This window comes from Duganella rhizosphaerae (assembly GCF_040364205.1).
GTDB lineage: Bacteria > Pseudomonadota > Gammaproteobacteria > Burkholderiales > Burkholderiaceae_D > Rugamonas > Rugamonas rhizosphaerae.
In genome coordinates, this window is record NZ_BPWK01000001.1 from 820855 (window position 1) to 837159 (window position 16305).

At 64.1% G+C, this 16305-nt stretch carries 18 protein-coding genes; 8 read left to right on the forward strand and 10 right to left on the reverse strand.

Annotated elements, in window-relative coordinates:
* Nucleotides 1–137: 137 nt before the first annotated feature.
* From RUGAMON1_RS03625 to RUGAMON1_RS03635, 3 genes are all read right to left on the reverse strand, one after another.
* The gene (locus tag RUGAMON1_RS03625; protein WP_445229210.1) at nt 138–1010 is read right to left on the reverse strand and encodes a serine hydrolase; all 873 of its coding nucleotides are present in this window, start codon (nt 1008–1010) and stop codon (nt 138–140) included.
* Nucleotides 1011–1342: 332 nt separating this feature from the next.
* Nucleotides 1343–1567: a TOBE domain-containing protein gene (locus tag RUGAMON1_RS03630; RefSeq protein WP_008449515.1), complete on the reverse strand. Its 225-nt coding sequence runs from the start codon at nt 1565–1567 to the stop codon at nt 1343–1345.
* Nucleotides 1568–1650: 83 nt separating this feature from the next.
* The gene (locus RUGAMON1_RS03635; RefSeq protein ID WP_445229211.1) at nt 1651–2673 is read right to left on the reverse strand and encodes a sulfate ABC transporter substrate-binding protein; all 1023 of its coding nucleotides are present in this window, start codon (nt 2671–2673) and stop codon (nt 1651–1653) included.
* A gap of 383 nt (nt 2674–3056) precedes the next feature.
* On the opposite strand from RUGAMON1_RS03635, the gene RUGAMON1_RS03640 reads away from it, so the two are divergent.
* A complete protein-coding gene (locus tag RUGAMON1_RS03640) occupies nt 3057–3530 on the forward strand; it encodes a GNAT family N-acetyltransferase (RefSeq protein WP_445229255.1) in 474 nt (157 codons plus the stop codon).
* Between the two features lie 19 nt (nt 3531–3549).
* On the opposite strand, the gene RUGAMON1_RS03645 is transcribed toward RUGAMON1_RS03640, so the two are convergent.
* A complete protein-coding gene (locus RUGAMON1_RS03645) occupies nt 3550–4347 on the reverse strand; it encodes a class II glutamine amidotransferase (protein WP_445229212.1) in 798 nt (265 codons plus the stop codon).
* Between the two features lie 155 nt (nt 4348–4502).
* Between RUGAMON1_RS03645 and RUGAMON1_RS03650 the strand changes: the two genes are divergently transcribed.
* From RUGAMON1_RS03650 to RUGAMON1_RS03660, 3 genes are all read left to right on the forward strand, one after another.
* Complete coding sequence (locus tag RUGAMON1_RS03650; protein ID WP_445229213.1) at nt 4503–5327, forward strand: EAL domain-containing protein; 825 nt, start codon at nt 4503–4505, stop codon at nt 5325–5327.
* Between the two features lie 117 nt (nt 5328–5444).
* Entirely contained in the window at nt 5445–5882 is a 438-nt protein-coding gene (locus tag RUGAMON1_RS03655) for a hypothetical protein (RefSeq protein WP_445229214.1), read from the forward strand.
* Between the two features lie 296 nt (nt 5883–6178).
* Nucleotides 6179–6742, forward strand: coding sequence for a YcbK family protein (locus RUGAMON1_RS03660; protein WP_332856515.1), 564 nt, complete (start codon nt 6179–6181; stop codon nt 6740–6742).
* 3 nt (nt 6743–6745) lie between these two features.
* Here RUGAMON1_RS03660 and RUGAMON1_RS03665 read toward each other — a convergent pair whose 3' ends face one another.
* Nucleotides 6746–6964, reverse strand: coding sequence for a DUF3460 family protein (locus RUGAMON1_RS03665; protein ID WP_445229215.1), 219 nt, complete (start codon nt 6962–6964; stop codon nt 6746–6748).
* Between the two features lie 56 nt (nt 6965–7020).
* Between RUGAMON1_RS03665 and RUGAMON1_RS03670 the strand changes: the two genes are divergently transcribed.
* From RUGAMON1_RS03670 to RUGAMON1_RS03685, 4 genes are all read left to right on the forward strand, one after another.
* Nucleotides 7021–7437, forward strand: a complete 417-nt coding sequence (locus tag RUGAMON1_RS03670) for a hypothetical protein (RefSeq protein WP_116988530.1) — start codon at nt 7021–7023, stop codon at nt 7435–7437.
* 26 nt (nt 7438–7463) lie between these two features.
* Nucleotides 7464–8273 carry a transporter substrate-binding domain-containing protein gene (locus tag RUGAMON1_RS03675; RefSeq protein ID WP_445229216.1) on the forward strand — a complete coding sequence of 270 codons (810 nt, stop codon included), beginning with the start codon at nt 7464–7466 and terminating at the stop codon, nt 8271–8273.
* A gap of 2 nt (nt 8274–8275) precedes the next feature.
* Nucleotides 8276–8941 carry an amino acid ABC transporter permease gene (locus RUGAMON1_RS03680; protein ID WP_445229217.1) on the forward strand — a complete coding sequence of 222 codons (666 nt, stop codon included), beginning with the start codon at nt 8276–8278 and terminating at the stop codon, nt 8939–8941.
* Nucleotides 8942–9008: 67 nt separating this feature from the next.
* Nucleotides 9009–11204: a putative bifunctional diguanylate cyclase/phosphodiesterase gene (locus RUGAMON1_RS03685; protein WP_445229218.1), complete on the forward strand. Its 2196-nt coding sequence runs from the start codon at nt 9009–9011 to the stop codon at nt 11202–11204.
* 13 nt (nt 11205–11217) lie between these two features.
* Here the strand turns inward: RUGAMON1_RS03685 and RUGAMON1_RS03690 are convergent, their stop codons facing one another.
* From RUGAMON1_RS03690 to RUGAMON1_RS03710, 5 genes are all read right to left on the reverse strand, one after another.
* Entirely contained in the window at nt 11218–12258 is a 1041-nt protein-coding gene (locus RUGAMON1_RS03690; protein WP_445229219.1) for a hypothetical protein, read from the reverse strand.
* Nucleotides 12259–12276: 18 nt separating this feature from the next.
* The gene (gene flgL / locus RUGAMON1_RS03695) at nt 12277–13188 is read right to left on the reverse strand and encodes a flagellar hook-associated protein FlgL (protein WP_445229220.1); all 912 of its coding nucleotides are present in this window, start codon (nt 13186–13188) and stop codon (nt 12277–12279) included.
* Nucleotides 13189–13199: 11 nt separating this feature from the next.
* Nucleotides 13200–14570: a flagellar hook-associated protein FlgK gene (flgK, locus tag RUGAMON1_RS03700; RefSeq protein ID WP_445229221.1), complete on the reverse strand. Its 1371-nt coding sequence runs from the start codon at nt 14568–14570 to the stop codon at nt 13200–13202.
* Nucleotides 14571–14664: 94 nt separating this feature from the next.
* A complete protein-coding gene (locus tag RUGAMON1_RS03705) occupies nt 14665–15141 on the reverse strand; it encodes a rod-binding protein (protein WP_445229222.1) in 477 nt (158 codons plus the stop codon).
* A gap of 9 nt (nt 15142–15150) precedes the next feature.
* Complete coding sequence (locus tag RUGAMON1_RS03710) at nt 15151–16290, reverse strand: flagellar basal body P-ring protein FlgI (RefSeq protein WP_445229223.1); 1140 nt, start codon at nt 16288–16290, stop codon at nt 15151–15153.
* Between the last annotated feature and the right edge of the window lie 15 nt (nt 16291–16305).

Here is a 16305-nt window from a genome sequence, read left to right on the forward strand (position 1 = left end):
TGTACGATGTCTGTCCAAGGGCTTGGTCATAGCCAAATCATGCTGGAAATTGGCATATAAACACCAAAATCTGGCTTGCAGAGGGACAAAAAAACCGGACCCTTGGGTCCGGTTGTCGTTGCGCCAGGCAGAAAAGATTAGGCTGCGCGGCGGTGACGCTTGGTGGATTTGGCGGCTTTCTTGTGGCGGGTGACCGATGCCTTCATGACTTTTGGTTCCCCATCCGGGCCGGCAACGAAGCGGCGGATGTTGAACGCATCCATCAAACGGGCCGAGTTGGCCTTGGCATTGAGCAGCACCAGGGTGGCGTTCTTGCCGGCCGATTTGAAGCGCATGATCAGGCAGCGGCCGGCTTCCTCTGTGTAGCCCGTCTTCGACAGGCCGACGTCCCAACCCTTGGCGCCGACTAGTCGGTTGGTGTTGTGGTACTCCACCTGGCGACCCTTGATATTGATCACGTCCTTGGTGTCGGTGGTGATGCGGCGGATGTCCGGGTAGGCCGAGGCGGCGGTGGCCATCTTGACCAGGTCGGTCGCGGTCGAGCGATTATTCGGCGACAGGCCGGTCGGTTCTTCGATCACGGTCTGGGTCAGGCCCAGCGCCTTGATCTTGGCGTTGACCGCCAGTTTGAACGCGGCGGGGCCGCCTGGATAGGTGCGGGCCAGCGATGCGGCGGCACGGTTGTCTGACGACATCAATGCAAGTTGCAGCGCATCGCGGCGGGCCAGTTCGGCGCCGACCGGCACCCGCGAGGTGCTGTGCTTGAGCATGTCCACGTCGGTTTTATCGATGCTGATGGGGGCATCCATGTCCGGCTTGGAATCGAGCACCACCATCGCGGTCATCAGCTTGGTCAGCGAGGCGATCGGTACTTGAACGTTGGAATTTTTTTCGAGCAGCACTTTGCCGGTGCCGTCTTCGACGACCAGCACCGACTGCGAGCCGAGTGGTACCGCGAGCGCAGCCGCAGTAAACGAACTCAGCAATACAGCGACAATTTTCTTGAGCATGTTAGGTATTCTTGGGAGTGAGGAGTGTATCGGGCGTCAGAAGTTGACGCGGCGCAAAACTAGTCTAGCTATGCGGCAATATTTCCTGAGGATAGAAGATAACATTAAAGTGGTTTCTCGTCTATTGAATGTAACTCCACGATTCCATTTATTTTCATTGGGGGTCAAGTCTGACATTCGGACACGGGCTCTGCCGTAACATCGGTTACGGCAGAGCCCGTGTCCGAATGTCAGACTTGACCCCCATGCACCCATGCAAAAAAGCCCTGAGACGGGATGGCTCAGGGCTTTCTTGGTCGCTGACGGCCGCGGCGGCGGCCGGGCGGCCGGGCTTAGTTGCTGCTGATCTTGGCGATCGAGACTTCGGTGGATTTTACGAGGGCAATGACTTCGCTGCCGACTTTCAAATCCAGGTCATGTATCGAGCGCGAGGTGATCACCGAGGTGACGATGCCGTGCTGGGTTTCCACATCGACTTCCGACACGACCGGCCCAAAGATGATTTCCTTGATCTTGCCGCGGAACTGGTTACGTACGTTAATTTCAGAAATGGCCATCGCGCTTCCTTTGTCTGGTTGGTTACTACGCTTCCAGATTACGGGCAGTCAGGCCGTTTGCAAACGAATCTGTCCGTATATCCTTATTTGCTCTGGTAGATCTTGTCGAATTCGCCGCCGTCGTCAAAATGCTTCTTCTGCGCCGATTTCCAGCCGCCGAAGACGTCATCCACCGTGAACAGCGTGATTTGACGGAAGTTGGCGTTGTACTTCTTGAACGCCGCTTCGGAGCGCGGACGGAAATAGTGCTTGGCGATGATGTCCTGCGCCTGCTCGGTGTACAGGAAGTTCAGGTAGCCGGTGGCCTGCTTGCGGACGCCACGACGGTCGACCACCTTGTCGACCACCGCCACCGGCGACTCGGCCAGGATGGAGATCGACGGGTAGACCACCTCGAAGTTGCTGCCGAACTCGGCGCGCACCAGGTTCACTTCGTTCTCAAACGTCACCAGCACGTCGCCGATTTCACGCTGGGTGAAGGTGGTGGTGGCGCCGCGGCCGCCTGCGTCCAGCACCGGCACGTTCTTGAAGATCTTGCCGACCAGTTCACGCGCCTGCGCTTCGGTGCCGCCTTTTTTCAGCACCGAGCCCCACGCCGCCAGGTAGGTGTAGCGGCCGTTGCCGGCGGTCTTGGGGTTGGGAATGACCACCTTGACGCCCGGCTTGGCCAGGTCGCCCCAGTCCTTGATCTGCTGCGGGTTGCCCTTGCGGACCAAAAACACCATGGTCGAATAGAAGGGCGCGGCGTTGTGCGGGAACTTCTTGGCCCAATCCTGCACCACCAGGCCCTTGTCGGCCAGCATGTCGATGTCGTTGGCCTGGTTCATGGTGACCACCGCCGCTTCCATGCCGTCGGCCACCGAACGGGCTTGCTTGGACGAGCCGCCGTGCGATTGGTTGACGTTGATGGTTTCGCCGGTGTTCTTCTTCCAGTCGGCCACGAAGACGGGGTTGATGTCCTTGAACAGTTCGCGCGCGACGTCGTAGGACGCGTTCAGCAGCACGGTTTCAGCCGCGTTCGCCTGCAGCGGCAGGCCCAGCATCACGGCGGAGGCGGCCAGGAAGGAGGAGATCAGCGCGCGGCGAGCAGGATTTTTGGTGGTCATAATGAGCTTTCGTAATAACAGGCGCCCATGGTGTAAAATTTCGCCCGGAAAAGATACGAATTTTTCGTAATATGCTTAGAAGGATGTTAGTCACGAGGTTTTCAGTAAAAACCGCATAACGATTTTTGAAAACATTCGTGGGCAAAAACAGGGCCAACCACTAGGCTGGGAGAGGCTGTCGGGTGCTCAATCGGACGCACCGGCAACGGCTTTTGCTGCTTGGTGTATAGTGGGTTTCAGGCACTGAAGAAGGCGCGCGGCGACACTGCGTGGCGTTTCATTTTTGCTATCGGGAATATTTGTGAGCGTACATGAGTCTTGAAATTCGGAGTCTTGAAATTCGTATTGCTGCTTCGACAGATGCGGATGCGGCATGCACGGTGTTGCGTCGTTCGATCACGGAGTGCTGCGACCTGGATCATAAAAACGATCCCGCCATCCTTGACGCCTGGCTAGGCAATAAAACTCCGCAGATGGTGGCGAACTGGTTCAGCTCGCCGACGAATTTTTCGCTGGTCGCGCTGAGCGAAGGCGTGGTTGTCGGCGTCGCGTTGCTGACCGGCGCCGGCAAGCTGGCCTTGTGCTATCTGTTGCCGGAGGCGCGCCGCCAGGGCGTCGGCAAGGCGCTGCTGGCGCGCATGGAGGAGCAGGCGTGCAGCTGGGGCGTGAAGGCGCTGCAATTGCACAGCACGGCCACCGGCCAGGATTTCTTTGCCAACCGTGGTTATGTGGATGCCGGCAAGGTGCGCTCGCCGTACGGTGTCGAAACGGTGTTCTTCTGGAAGCAGCTGGACGCCGGCGCCGAGGCGCCGGATGGCAGCAAGCGCAAGCGCTTCTGCAACTGCAATCCGATATAAGTCAGCTTAATAAGTCAACTCAGCAGCAAATCTCCAACTCCCACTCCTGGCGCCGCACCGGCGCCGCTCCCACTTCCAGTCCGTTGACAAACAGCTTCAGCTCGCCCGGCGCGAAGCGGGTCCAGGCTTCGTTCGAGGTCAGCGGCTGGGTCGCGATCACGGCGATGCGGTCGTCCAGATGGTTGTGCTTGCTGAAGTCGATGCTGAGGTCGCAATCGATCAGCTGCGCCACCGAGAATGGATATTCGCGCACCACCACGTGCAGGTCGGTGCTGCAATGGGCGAACAGCAGCTCGCCGTTGGACAGGATGAAATTGAAGGTGCCGTAGTCGGCGATCTCGCCGGCCAGCGTTTCCAGCGCGCCGAACAGCACATGGCGCGGCGGCCGCGTTTCAAAGCGCAGCGCCAGGCCGGACAGCAGGTGGCAGAAGGCACGCTCGCTGTCGGTGTCGCCATGCGGCGAGTACAGGCTGGGATTCGGATCGAACAGCTTCAGGTCGCCGTTGTGCGCGAACGACCAGGTCTGGCCCCACAGCTGGCGCGTGAACGGATGGCTGTTCTCCAGCGAGATGCGGCCCTGCGTGGCTTTGCGGATATGGGCGACGACGTTCCTGGCCTTGACCGGATGGTTGCGGATCTGCGCCGCCAGCGGCGAGTGGGTCGAGGCCAGCGCATCGGTGTAGAGCTGGCAGCCGCTGGCCGTATGCAGGGCGATGCCCCAGCCGTCGCGGTGCTCGCTGCCGCGCAGGGCGAAGCCGGCGAAGGAAAAATCGACGGTGGCGGGTTTGCTGCTGCTCATGGCGAGTAGTTGGCACATGGTGTTCTGGCGAAGAGTGGCGATGAGCCACGATAGCGGCCGCACTCTTCGGGCGGAACGAATGTTTTGGCATATCCATAGCTGAAAGCATTCGTTCTGCTTTGCCGCGCGCAGGCCTACGCTGTCGGTATTGTCCGCATCAGTCGAGGAGTTCCATGTCTTTTCCCATCCTGCAAAAATACCTGGCGCGTTTATCCGACGCGACCGGCGCCGCTTCCAGCATCTGGCTCGATCACGAGGGCAAGGCGCAGGGGCGGTTTTTCAATTGCACCATGAGCAGCGCGTTCCAGCCGATCCGGCAGCTGGAGTCGGGCCAGGTGCAGGCGTACGAAGGCCTGGCGCGCAGCGTGTCGGCGCAGGACCAGGGGCTGTCGCTGTGGAAGCTGCTCGACCATGCGGCCAGCGACGATGAGTCGATCGAGCTCGATCGCTTGTGCCGCATGCTGCATGCGATTAATTTCTTCCGCCAGGCGGGCGAGGGCGGGCAGGACTTGTACCTGAACGTGCACGATCGTTTGCTGAGCGCGGTCAGCAGCAATCACGGCCACGCCTTCCGCCGCATCCTCGACGCGCTGGAACTGCCGCTGGAACGGGTGGTGCTGCAATTGCCGGCGGCCTCGCCGCAGCAGGGCTGGCTGTTGAACTATGTGTCCGACAACTACCGCCGCAACGGTTTCCGCTTCGCCGTCAACGTGCCGAGCGCGCGCGAGGCCTTGCACGTGCTGGATCGCTTGCGGCCCGATGTGTTCAAGCTCGACGCGCGCGAGTTGCACGACAGCGAGGCGCTGCTGGCCTTGTTGAAGCGCAGCGCGGCGGCCGGCGTGGCGGTGGTGTTCAAGCGGCTGGAATCGCCGCAGGCCTTGACGGTGCTGCGTCAGCTGGGCGAGGCCGCGGACCTGCCCTTGCTGGCGCAAGGCTATCTGCTGGACGAGCCGCGCGCCGAATTGCTGGCCGCCGAACCGGAAGCCGCGGCCGCCTGATGCGGCGCTGCTGAGCCATTTCGAATATATATGCGGTGGCGCCGATGATAGACAGAATGAATTTGAGTTTTGCGTGCTGACTGCTTAAATGGAATCTCTCATTGCGGGGATTACATCATGAAAACCTTATGCTTAGCCGTGGTGGTGGGTGGTCTTGCATTGTCGCCGGCGTTGCAGGCGCAGCAGTCCGACGATACCGTGCGCGTGCCGGTTCCGGCCAATCAGGCCCGCATCGAGCTGCCCGCCGCGTACTACAAGATGTGGCCGGAGGATTATCGCGACCTGGTGGCCAGGTACTCGCTGTCGAACGGCCAGACCTTGTCCATCGTCGCCCGCGGCATGAGCATGTACGCCTTTGTGGACCAGGACCGGCCGCACAAAATCGTCAACGTCAGCCGCAACACCTATGTCGCGCTGGACCGGCAGCTGAAACTGGAGATCGATCGGCAGGATGAGAACGAGGTCCACGGCTGGTTGACGATGGTGGTGCCGCCGCACAACCTGGCAGACGGCAGCTTCATCCCCGAACGCACGGTCCAGCTGGCGCTGCGCTAGCATCCGGCGGCGCCCGGTTTTTTGCAGGAAACCGGCGTGTTCCCTTTTTCATTTCCCCCTGCATACGCTATAGTGTCCCCATTGGTTTTCACGGGTAGGCTATGGCAACGCGCAGAAATTTTTTACAGCAGGGTTTGGGCTTGGCGGGAGCGAGTTTTTTATCGGTGCCGCTGATAGGATGCGCCTCGCGCAGCAGCGTGCAACACAACACGGCCGCAGCGCCGAAACCTGCGCCGCATGCGCCCGCATCCGGCGGCTCGGCCAGCGCCGTGGCCCAGGCCAGGCCGGCCGCCAGCATGCCGCGCGCCACCGCGCCGTCCGGCTTCGGCGAGCTGGAACCACCACCGGATATCTTCGACGCGCAAGCGCTGGACCTGGAGTTCTGGCTCAAGCCGCGCACCATCGACGTGGTCCGTCCGGCGTCGGGCGAACGCGCCAAGCTGCTGTACTGGAAGGACGGCGAGATCATCGAATCGGCCTACCAGGACTTGTGCCACCTGCTGCGCGACGTCAACGGCAAGGAAACCGCGCGCATCGATCCCAAGCTGTTTGAAACGCTGTGGGGCACGCAGGCTTTCGTGGCGCGCTACGGCATCGACACGCCGCTGGAAATCCTGTCCGGCTACCGCACCCCGGCCTCCAACCAGAAGCTGCGCGAAGCGGGCGTGCCGGCCGCGCGCCAGTCGCTGCACATCGAAGGCCGCGCCGCCGACATCCGCCTGGCCAGCCTGAACTCCGAAGTGTTGGGCGGCCTCGTCAAGAGCTTCCGCCAGGGCGGCGTCGGCTTCTACTACCGCGCCGGTCCGCGCGGCGGCTGGATCCATGCGGATACCGGCCTCAAGCGCACTTGGAAGGGCTGAGCCTCATTCGTAAAAATACGAGTGATAAACCGTCGGCTTCAGTTCGGCCTTGCGGTCGCGGTCTATGCTTTGCGGATTCACCGGACGCTCCCACAATATGCGCCATCCCAGCTGCTGGTCGCGCCGCACTTCCGGGTGCTGGCGCAGGTAGTCGTTTAAAAACCGGGTGAACTCGGACTCGTATTCAAGGCGTCCGGGACCGTAGGGATATTTGTATTTCATGGCGCATGCCCTCCCATCGTTTAAACTGGCGGCTTAGTAAGTAAAACAGGACGACTATGCAAGACGATGACAAGCCAGCGCCACCGCGCTTCCGTCCGGTGCCGTGGAGCGGGCTGGAAACCCCGGCCGATGTGGAACTGTGGATAGCCGAGCACGATCTCAGCCTGCAGGAACATATCGCCAAGAATGAGACCGGCTACGGCGTCTGCTTCACGCTGGCCGAGGGCGGCGAGATCTATATGCAGACCACGCAGGACGGCGCCCTGATCCTCGATGTTACGCCCGATGCGGAATGGGTGGCGCCGCTGATCATGGCCGCCGCGCGCGTGGACGAGGCGCCGCAGGGCCGGCTGTGGGTGCTGCCCGACGATAAACTGATACAGTTGATGATAGGACTGAGCGGCCTGATCGCCAGTTCCATCCTGGTCGTGGGCCATGATTTCGGCCTGCGCCGCCGCATGGGCGCGTGGTAGCGCCTGCCATTTTTACAAGGAATTCCATGCATAAACGTGATTTCACTTTCAAGCTGGCGCAGGGCGCGTTGCTGGCGGCGACCCTGAGCCTGGCGGCGGCCGCCATGCCGGCCTCGGCGGCCGACCTGCTGGCCACGGTCAAGGCGCGCGGCGCGCTCAAGGTGGCGTTGGAGGGCACTTATCCGCCGTTCAACTACAAGGACCAGAAGAGCGGCGAACTGGCCGGCTACGACGTCGACGTGGCGCGCCTGCTGGCCGCCAAGCTGGGCGTGAAAGTGGAGTTCGTCAGCAGCGAATGGGCCAGCATCCTGGCCGGGCTGTCGGCCAATAAATACGATGTGATCATTTCGCAGGTCGGCATCAACCCCAAGCGCGAGCAGGCGTTCGATTTTTCGGCGCCGTATATCTACTCGATGCCGCAGCTGATCGTGCGCAAGAACGAGCAGGCCGGCTATAAAACCCTGGCCGACCTGAAGGGCAAGAAGCTGGGCGTGGGGCAGGGCAGCGTCTACGAGCAGCAGGCCAAGGCGGTGCCGGGCATCGAGGTGCGCAGCTACGCGGCGGCGCCGGACACCATGTCCGACCTGGCCAGCGGCCGCATCGACGCGGCGCTCAACGACAGCCTGATGTCGGCCTACCTGTTAAAAATTTCCAAGCTGCCGATCAAGGCCGGCGCGCAGGTGGGCGCGGTCGAGCGCATGGGCATCCCCTTCCAGAAGGGGAACCCGGAGTTCAAGCAGGCATTGAACAAGGCACTGGCCGACGCGGCCGCCGATGGCAGCCTGAAAGCGATCTCGCTGAAGTGGTTCGGCACCGACGTCAGCAAGGCGCCCTGAGCATGGACTGGCAGGGGCTGCTGGAGCTGTTGCGGGAGGCCGCGCCGGTGATGTTGCGCGGCGCCGGCTATACGGTGATCTTCGCCATGGCGTCGATGCTGGGCGGGCTGCTGATCGGCTTCCCGGTGGCGGTGCTGCGCATCTTGCCCTACCGCGTGTTGCGCTGGCCGGCCAGCGTGTACGTCAGCCTGATGCGCGGCACGCCGCTGCTGGTGCAGATGTTCGTCATCTACTACGGCCTGCCCAGCATCGGCATCGAATTCACGCCGGTGACGGCCGGCATCCTGGCGCTGAGCCTGAACGCCGGCGCCTTCCTGTCCGAAAGCCTGCGCGGCGCCATCGGCGCGGTCAGCAAGGGACAATGGGCGGCCAGCTACAGCCTGGGACTGGGCTACTGGCCGACGCTGTATCACGTGGTGCTGCCGCAGGCCTTGCGCATCGCGGTGCCGGCCATGAGCAACACGCTGATCAGCCTGATCAAGGATACCTCGCTGGTGTCGGTCATCACCATGACCGAACTGATGTTGTCGACCAAGGAGGTGATCGCGACCACCTTCCGGCCGCTGCCGCTGTACCTGGCCGCCGCCGTCATCTATTGGGCGCTGAGCCTGCTGTTCGAAGCGCTGCAACGGCGCGCAGAACAACGCTTGAACCGCGCGCATCGCTGAGGCGACGCCGTTCGCTCGACAGTGCGCGGCTTAAATGCTAGTCTGAACACCTACGCAAAGGGGTGGTATGGAGAAGCCTACGCACAATACCGAATTGCATGGCGGCCGGCAGCCGATCTCCGCGGCCCGCATCGACGGGCTCACCAGCATGGCTATCATGGACGAAGGCGCGGTGATGGAGCCGTTCGCCGAATTGCCCACGGCCGACGAGCTCAGCGCCGAACAAGCCTATTTCAACGACGTCTACCTGCTGGCGCCGGTCGGCTATTTCGTGCTCGGTTTCGACACCACCATTTTGCAGATGAACGTGGTGGCGGCCGACCTGCTGGGCCTGCCGCGCAACAACCCGGCCAAGGTGCCGCTGCGGCAGTTCATCGCGCCCCGTTTCCATGACGATTTCGACCGCTTCGTGCGGCTGGCGCTGAACAGCCTGCATCCCGAGCAATGCTCGCTGCAGATGACGCGGGCCCGCAACCAGCAGGGCTTCCCGGTCACGCTGCGCGCCAGCGCCGACAGCAGCGGCCAGGCGATCCGGGTGGTGCTGGAGCTGGCCGAGGGCAAGCTGGCGGCGCTCGAGCGCAGCGAGGAGCGCTTCCGCCGCATCGTCCACAGCGCCGAGGAGGGCATCTGGGAAATCGACGCCGCCGCCCGCACCAGCTTTGTCAATCCGAAGATGGCGCACATGCTGGGCTACGCCATCGAGGACATGCTGGACCAGCCGCTGGTGACCTTCATGGACGACGAGGGCCGCGCCATCCTGGAGCGCAATATCGCGCGGCGCCAGCAGGGCCTGGCCGAGCGCCACGAATTCAAGTTCCTGCGCAAGGATGGCAGCGAACTGTGGGCCACGCTGGCCACCAACCCCATCTTCGACGCCGAGGGCAGCTACCTGGGCGCGCTGGCGCTGGTGACCGACATCACCGACAGCCGCGCGACCACCGAGCGCATCTGGCACCAGGCCAATTTCGACGACCTGACCGCGCTGCCCAACCGCCATATGTTCCAGGACCGGCTGGGCCAGGAGGTCAAGAAGGCGCAGCGCGAAGGCATGCAGCTGGCGCTGCTGTTCATCGACCTGGACGGCTTCAAGCAGGTCAACGACAGCCTCGGCCACGCGCATGGCGACACCCTGCTGGTGGAGGCGGCGCGCCGCATCGGCGCCTGCGTGCGCAACTCGGACACGGTGGCGCGGCTGGGCGGCGACGAGTTCACCGTGATCCTGTCCGGCATCGAGCAGACCGCCGGCATCGAGCGCATCACGCAGACCATGTTGGCGCTGCTGAACCGGCCGTTCGCGCTGGGCGCGGCCAACCCGTCGATCTCGGCCAGCATCGGCATCGCGCTGTATCCGTCGGACGCGGTGGCGCCGGAGGACTTGCTGCGCCATGCCGACCAGGCCATGTACGCGGCCAAGGAGTCCGGCCGCAACCGCTACAGCTATTTCACGGCCGACCTGCAGCTGGCGGCGCAGGCGCGCCAGCAGATCACTTTGGATTTGCGCTCGGCGCTGGCGCAGCGCCAGTTCGAGCTGCACTTCCAGCCCATCGTCAACCTGCAGACCGGCACCATCGAACGGGCCGAGGCGCTGCTGCGCTGGCGCCATCCGCAGCGCGGCCTGCTGGTGCCGGCCGAGTTCCTGGCGCACGCCGAGTCGGGCGGGCTGATGATGGAGATCGGCGACTGGGTGTTCCGCCAGGCGGCCCTGCAGGCGCGCCGCTGGCAGGACGAGCTGGGGCCGGGCTTCCAGGTCAGCATCAACCAGTCGGCGGCGCAGTTCCGCGGCGACACCGCGCTCTACGTCGGCTGGCTGCACTACGCGGCCGAGCTGCAGCTGGCGCCGCGCAGCATCGTCATCGAGATCACCGAAGGGGTGCTGATGGACGGCATGGCCAAGGCCGCCGACCGCCTGCGCGAGCTGCGCGAGATGGGCTTGCAGGTGGCGCTGGACAACTTCGGCACCGGCTATTCCTCGCTGTCGCACCTGAAGCATTTCGGCATCGACCTGCTCAAGCTGGACCGCAGCTTCATCCAGCACCTGGCGGTCGACAGCGGCGACCTGGCGATGTGCGAGGCGCTGATCGTCATGGCGCACAAGCTGGGGCTGCGGGTGGTGGCGGAGGGCGTCGAGACGGCGGCCCAGAGCGCCTTGCTGGCGCTGGCCGGCTGCGACTATGCGCAGGGCTTCGTGTATGCGGGGGCGTTGCCGGCCGAGCAGCTGACCGAGCTGGCCAGGCGCGGGCTGCCGCGGCTGGCGATGGAGTGAGCCGGGGGGGCGCTTAGCGCAGGCTCAGCAGCGAGATCACGCGCTCGCGGCTGATGCCCGCCAGCGCCGAGGTGATCGACAGCAGCGACTGGTAGCCGGGCTGCTTGGCGGTCGAGACGAAATTCTGCGCCACCTGGTCCATGCCGTCGGTGGTGTCGCTGGGCGTGGCGCTCTGCACCCGCGCGCTGACCTGGTTGAGCGCGGTGTGCACCGAGGCGATCGCCTGTTCCACCTGCGCCAGCGCCTGCACCACTTGCTGCAGCGTCGAGCGGATCGATTCCATGTCCGAGGTTTGCCAGCTGTCGGGATCGACGGCCGGCGCTTCGGCCTCGGCCTTCACGCGGTTCAGCTGGCCGGTCGGGAAGCGGATGCCGCCGCCCTGCACGGCGATGGTGTCGCGGATATTGGTCCACGACGATTCGGCGGTGGTGAATTCCAGCTGGCCTTCCTCGTTGAGGTCGGCGCGCACGCCGCTCGGCGCCAGCGCGTCGTCGAAGCGCTGGGCGATTTGCTCGTCGGACAGGCCGGGCTCGAGCACCACCGAGCGCAGGTTCTGGCCGCCGCCCAGCGAGATCGCCAGCACCTCGCGGCCGCCGGTGCGCAGGTTGCCGATGTTCATGCCGCGCACCGTGAAGCGGGTGGTGCTGGTCTTGTTGCTGAATTTGAGGCGGGCGTCGAGCGTGCCGCCGGAGGCCGCGCTGCGGTTGCGCCAGCTGTTGCTGAACTGGCGCACGCGCGCGTCCAGGGTGCCGTCGGCGCGCTGGCGGTTGGCCAGGCGGGCGCTGAGGTCGGCCTTCAGGTTGCGCAGCTGGGCCGCGCTCTGTTCCAGGAAGTCGAGCGCCTGCTGGGCGCCGGAGATGTCGCCCTGCAGCGGCTGGTCCCAGTTGTTCAGGCCGCGCCGCAGCGGCGCCGCCGAGGTCGGCGTCGGCGTGACTGGCGTGGCCGTGGCTGCGTTCTCGCCATTCAGCCCCAGTGAGGTGCCGTCCACCGCGCTGGCATTGCTGGCATTGCCAGGAACAATGACGGTGGGGTTGGAATTGGGCGAGATTTGCATGCGATGCTCGGTCTGGAGTTACAGGATGTTGAACAGCGACAGGTTGCTGATCTTGGAATAAGCCTTGTACGACGACTGCAAGGCCAGATTATAGCCGTTCAGCTGGGTCGCGGCGTCGCCGTAGTCCAATTGTCCCAGGTCCAGCATCGCCGTCTTGTTCGACTGGCTGACGTTGGCGTGGTTGCCGTCGAGCGTCTCGAGGATGTTCTGGGCGCCGCCCAGGTCGGCGATCTTGCCGGCCACCAGGTCCAGCGCGCTGCTGGCGCCGTCCATATTGGCGCCCAGCGCGGCGGTCAGCGAGGGCGAGCCCACCACCAGCGTCGGCGACGACAGCTGGTCGATGGTCGTGTCCATCAGGTTGAGCAAGTCGTCCACGCCCTTGACGTCGACGTTGGCGGTCTGCGTGATGCCGTTGCCGACCACGGTTTTCTGCTGGTTCTGGTTGCCGGTGAAGCTGTAGCGCGAACCGATCGGGGCCGCCGGGTCGAAGCTGATGGCCGGGGTGTTGGTCTGGGTGCCGGAGAAGATGTAGCGGCCTTCCTGGTCTTTTTCGTTGGAGCTGTAGAACAGGCTGTCGCGCAGCGCGGTCATCGGGTTGACCATGGCCTTCAGGTCGGTCGCGGTGTTGCTGCCGTCCGAGGCCCAGACCAGCAGGTCGTGGCTCTGGGTGATGTCGTTGACCATACTCTGCAGGTAGGTCTCGTTGGTGGTCAGGCGGATCTTGACGGCCGCGATGTTGTCGCGGTACTGGCCGACGATGGCTTCCTCGCGCGTCAGGCGCGACAGCCGCACATTGGTGACCGGATCGTCGGACGGCAGCTGGATCTTGTTGCCGGACGCCATTTGGGCGGTGATCTGGGCCAGGTGGCTCTGGTTGTCCTGCAGGCCGCGGTTCATGGTGGCCTGGAACTGACTGGTGGCGATGCGCATACAGGCTCTCCTTAACCGAACATTTGCAAGGTGGCGTCAAACAGCGTGTTGGCGACCGCGATCACCTTCATGTTGGCTTGATACATATTCTGGAACTCGACCAGGTTGATCGCTTCCTCGTCGGTGTTGACCGCGCTGGTCGATTTCCAGTCGTCCTCGGACTGCTGGCGCACGGTGGTGGCGGTGGTCATCTGCGCCTGGTTTTGCGCGCTGTCGATGCCCAGCTTGCCGACCAGCTGGGTATCGGCGTCGCCCAGCAGCACGTTGCCGAGCGTGGTCAGGGTGATCGGCTGGCCCTTGATGGCCACCAGTTGCTGCAGGTTGCCGCTGTCGCCCGGCGTGCCGTCGCTGGAAAAGGCCAGGTCGCTGGATTTGAAGCCGGCCGTCACTTGCAGCAGGCCGGTGGCGCTGGTGGGGTTGAACACCAGCAGCGGGGTGCCGGGAACGCCGGGGCTGGTCAAGCCGGCCGCCAGCTGGTTGTTGATTTTGGTCGACATCTGCTCGGCGATCTCGGAGATCGATTGCTGCAGCGGCTTCAGGGTGTTTTCCTGGTAGTCGGCCAGGCCGCCCAGCTGGCCGCCGACCTTGGTGTCGTCCAGCTTGAAGGTGGTGTTGGCGAAGGTCAGGTTCAGCTGCTGCACGCCGCTGCTGGTGTCGAAGCCCAGCTTGGCCGACAGGTTGCTGACCACCAGCGGCTGGCCGCTCTTGAGCGACACGCTGGCGGTGCCGTCCGGATTGTTGATCACTTCCACCGCCACCTGCGAGGCGACGCTGTCGATCAGCTGTTCGCGCTGGTCGATCAGCGGCGAGGTGTTGGCGCCGTTGGCGCCGGTCGAGATGATTTGCTGGTTCAGCGCGGCGATGCTGACGAGCGACTGGTTCAGTCCCGGCAGGATGGCGGAGCGCTGTTGCTGCACCGAGATCAGCTGGTTGGCGGTGACGTTGTAAATGCTGTTGAACTGCTGCGACATGGAGTCGGCGGCGGTGATCACCTGCTGGCGCAGCGGGGTCGAGGTCGGATCGACGCCGGCCGCGTTGAGCGCCTTGAAGAAGTTGTCGATACCGTAGCTGAGGCTGGATTTGTCATCGCTCATGACTTTTTCCATCTGCGTCAGGTAGGGCTGGGTCTGGGTATGCTGGCCCAGGTCGGACGCCGCGCGCCACATCTGCTGGGATTTATACGAGTCGCTGAAACGCAGCAGCGAGCCCACTTGCACGCCATTGCCGGGGCTGTTGCCGGAACCGTCGCCGGCCAGCGCCTGCAGCAGCACGCCCTGGCGGGTGTAGCCCTTGGTTTGCGAATTGGCGATGTTCTGGCTGACCGTGTTCAGGGCGGCCTGGGCGGCCAGGGCGCCGGACAGTGCGTTGTAAGAGATGCTCATATTGCAAGGGTCTTTCCTGGTGAAGGCCGGAGGACCAGTCGCTTGCAGTGTTTACACGAGGTCCACTGGTCCGTTAACTGTAAAGGGCGACCGTTTACTGCGCCGGATTAAGCACGGCGGGAATATTTTGCGGCTCAGCAACATTGGCTGCCGATGCTGCCGATGCGGCCGCCGCCTGGCGCGGCAGGCCGGCCTGCATCGCCACCGGGGCGCTGGCCGGCGGCAGCAGCTGGCGCAGGATGGCGTCGGCCACGCCGAAGGCGCGCTGGCCGGCCAGCTGGTCGGCCACCAGGTTGTCGGCCATGTCCAGCATGTCCTCGTTGATCTTGTCCTTGAACACGCTGTCCTCGGTGGCCAGCGCGCGGGTGCCGGCGCGCATCTGGTGCAGCATGTGGCCGATGAAGAAGCTCTCGAACTTGACCGCCGCCTCGGTGGCCTTGGCGCGGTATTTCGGATCGACGCCGTCGTCGCTCGCCGGGGCCGCCGCCACCGCCGGCTGCACGCCGCTGAGCTGGTCGGCCACGCCGATGCGCATGGTGCTGCCGTCGAATTTGCCGGGGTCGAAGTTCATGGGCTTTCCTTAGATGACGACCAGTTCGCCTTCGATGGCGCCGGCCTGGTCCAGCGCCTGCAGGATCGCCATGATGTCGTCCGGCGAGGCGCCCAGGCTGTTGATGACGTCGATGATAGACTGCAGCTTGGCGCCGGCCGGCCATTTGAACATCTGGCCCGAACCCTGGTCGACGCTGACCTGCGACTGCGGCGTGGCCACGGTGTTGCCCTGGGCCAGGGCGTTCGGCTGGCTGACCTTGGTCGATTCGGAAATCACCACCTTCAGCGAGCCATGGGTGACGGCGGCCGCGCGCACCCGCAGGCCGTCGGCGATGACCACGGTGCCGGTGCGGGAATTGAACACCACCTTGGGCGAATCGTCGCCGACGTCGATCGACAGCGCCTCCAGCTTGGCCATGAAGGCCACGCGCTGGGTCGGATTGGCCGGCGCCACCACGTCGATGCTGGTGGCGTCGGTGGTGGTGGCGATGTCGCCGAAGCGCTTGTTGATGGTGTCGACGATATTGATCGCGGTCTGGAAGTGCGGGTGGCGCAAGGACAGGCGCACCGTCGGCTTGGTGGAGAAATCGCTGGCGATCTCGCGCTCGATCGCGGCGCCGCTCGGGATGCGGCCGGAAGTCGGGGTGTTGACCGTGACCGAGGAGCCGCTCTTGCCGGAGGCGCTGAAGCCGCCGACCACCACGTTGCCCTGGGCCAGCGCATACACTTCGTTGTCGGCCGCGCGCAGCGGCGTCAGCAGCAGGGCGCCGCCGCGCAGGCTCTTGGCGTCGCCCATCGAGGACACCACCACGTCGATGTTCTGGCCCTTGCGGTAGCCGGGCGGGAACACCGCCGACACCATCACGGTGGCGACGTTCTTCGACTTGGCGTCGGTGCCGTCGGGCACCTTGACGCCGAACTGCTTGAGCATATTGATCACCGACTGGCTGGCGAACTTGACCTGGGTCGAGTCGCCGCTGCCGTTCAGGCCGACCACCAGGCCGTAGCCGACCAGCGGATTGTCGCGCATGCCTTCGACGGCGACCAGGTTGCGCAGCACTTGCGCGGCCTGGGCCGGGCCGGGCGTGGCGCCGCCCAGGGCGACGCAGAGGGCCAGCGGCAGGGCCAGAAGGCGGCGCAGGGAATTGAGGCGCGTGCGGAAATTCATGGGTTCACCCTATCT

Bases quoted from the DNA above. Each gene is read 5' to 3' on its own strand.
- RUGAMON1_RS03675 (WP_445229216.1), top strand. From the start codon at position 7,464: ATGCATAAACGTGATTTCACTTTCAAGCTGGCGCAGGGCGCGTTGCTG.
- flgK (WP_445229221.1), bottom strand. From the start codon at position 14,570: ATGAGCATCTCTTACAACGCACTGTCCGGCGCCCTGGCCGCCCAGGCC.
- RUGAMON1_RS03635 (WP_445229211.1), bottom strand. From the start codon at position 2,673: ATGACCACCAAAAATCCTGCTCGCCGCGCGCTGATCTCCTCCTTCCTG.
- RUGAMON1_RS03650 (WP_445229213.1), top strand. From the start codon at position 4,503: ATGTCTTTTCCCATCCTGCAAAAATACCTGGCGCGTTTATCCGACGCG.
- RUGAMON1_RS03670 (WP_116988530.1), top strand. From the start codon at position 7,021: ATGCAAGACGATGACAAGCCAGCGCCACCGCGCTTCCGTCCGGTGCCG.
- RUGAMON1_RS03680 (WP_445229217.1), top strand. From the start codon at position 8,276: ATGGACTGGCAGGGGCTGCTGGAGCTGTTGCGGGAGGCCGCGCCGGTG.
- RUGAMON1_RS03660 (WP_332856515.1), top strand. From the start codon at position 6,179: ATGCCGCGCGCCACCGCGCCGTCCGGCTTCGGCGAGCTGGAACCACCA.
- RUGAMON1_RS03690 (WP_445229219.1), bottom strand. From the start codon at position 12,258: ATGCAAATCTCGCCCAATTCCAACCCCACCGTCATTGTTCCTGGCAAT.
- RUGAMON1_RS03665 (WP_445229215.1), bottom strand. From the start codon at position 6,964: ATGAAATACAAATATCCCTACGGTCCCGGACGCCTTGAATACGAGTCC.
- flgL (WP_445229220.1), bottom strand. From the start codon at position 13,188: ATGCGCATCGCCACCAGTCAGTTCCAGGCCACCATGAACCGCGGCCTG.
- RUGAMON1_RS03645 (WP_445229212.1), bottom strand. From the start codon at position 4,347: ATGTGCCAACTACTCGCCATGAGCAGCAGCAAACCCGCCACCGTCGAT.
- RUGAMON1_RS03630 (WP_008449515.1), bottom strand. From the start codon at position 1,567: ATGGCCATTTCTGAAATTAACGTACGTAACCAGTTCCGCGGCAAGATC.
- RUGAMON1_RS03710 (WP_445229223.1), bottom strand. From the start codon at position 16,290: ATGAATTTCCGCACGCGCCTCAATTCCCTGCGCCGCCTTCTGGCCCTG.
- RUGAMON1_RS03655 (WP_445229214.1), top strand. From the start codon at position 5,445: ATGAAAACCTTATGCTTAGCCGTGGTGGTGGGTGGTCTTGCATTGTCG.
- RUGAMON1_RS03705 (WP_445229222.1), bottom strand. From the start codon at position 15,141: ATGAACTTCGACCCCGGCAAATTCGACGGCAGCACCATGCGCATCGGC.
- RUGAMON1_RS03685 (WP_445229218.1), top strand. From the start codon at position 9,009: ATGGAGAAGCCTACGCACAATACCGAATTGCATGGCGGCCGGCAGCCG.
- RUGAMON1_RS03625 (WP_445229210.1), bottom strand. From the start codon at position 1,010: ATGCTCAAGAAAATTGTCGCTGTATTGCTGAGTTCGTTTACTGCGGCT.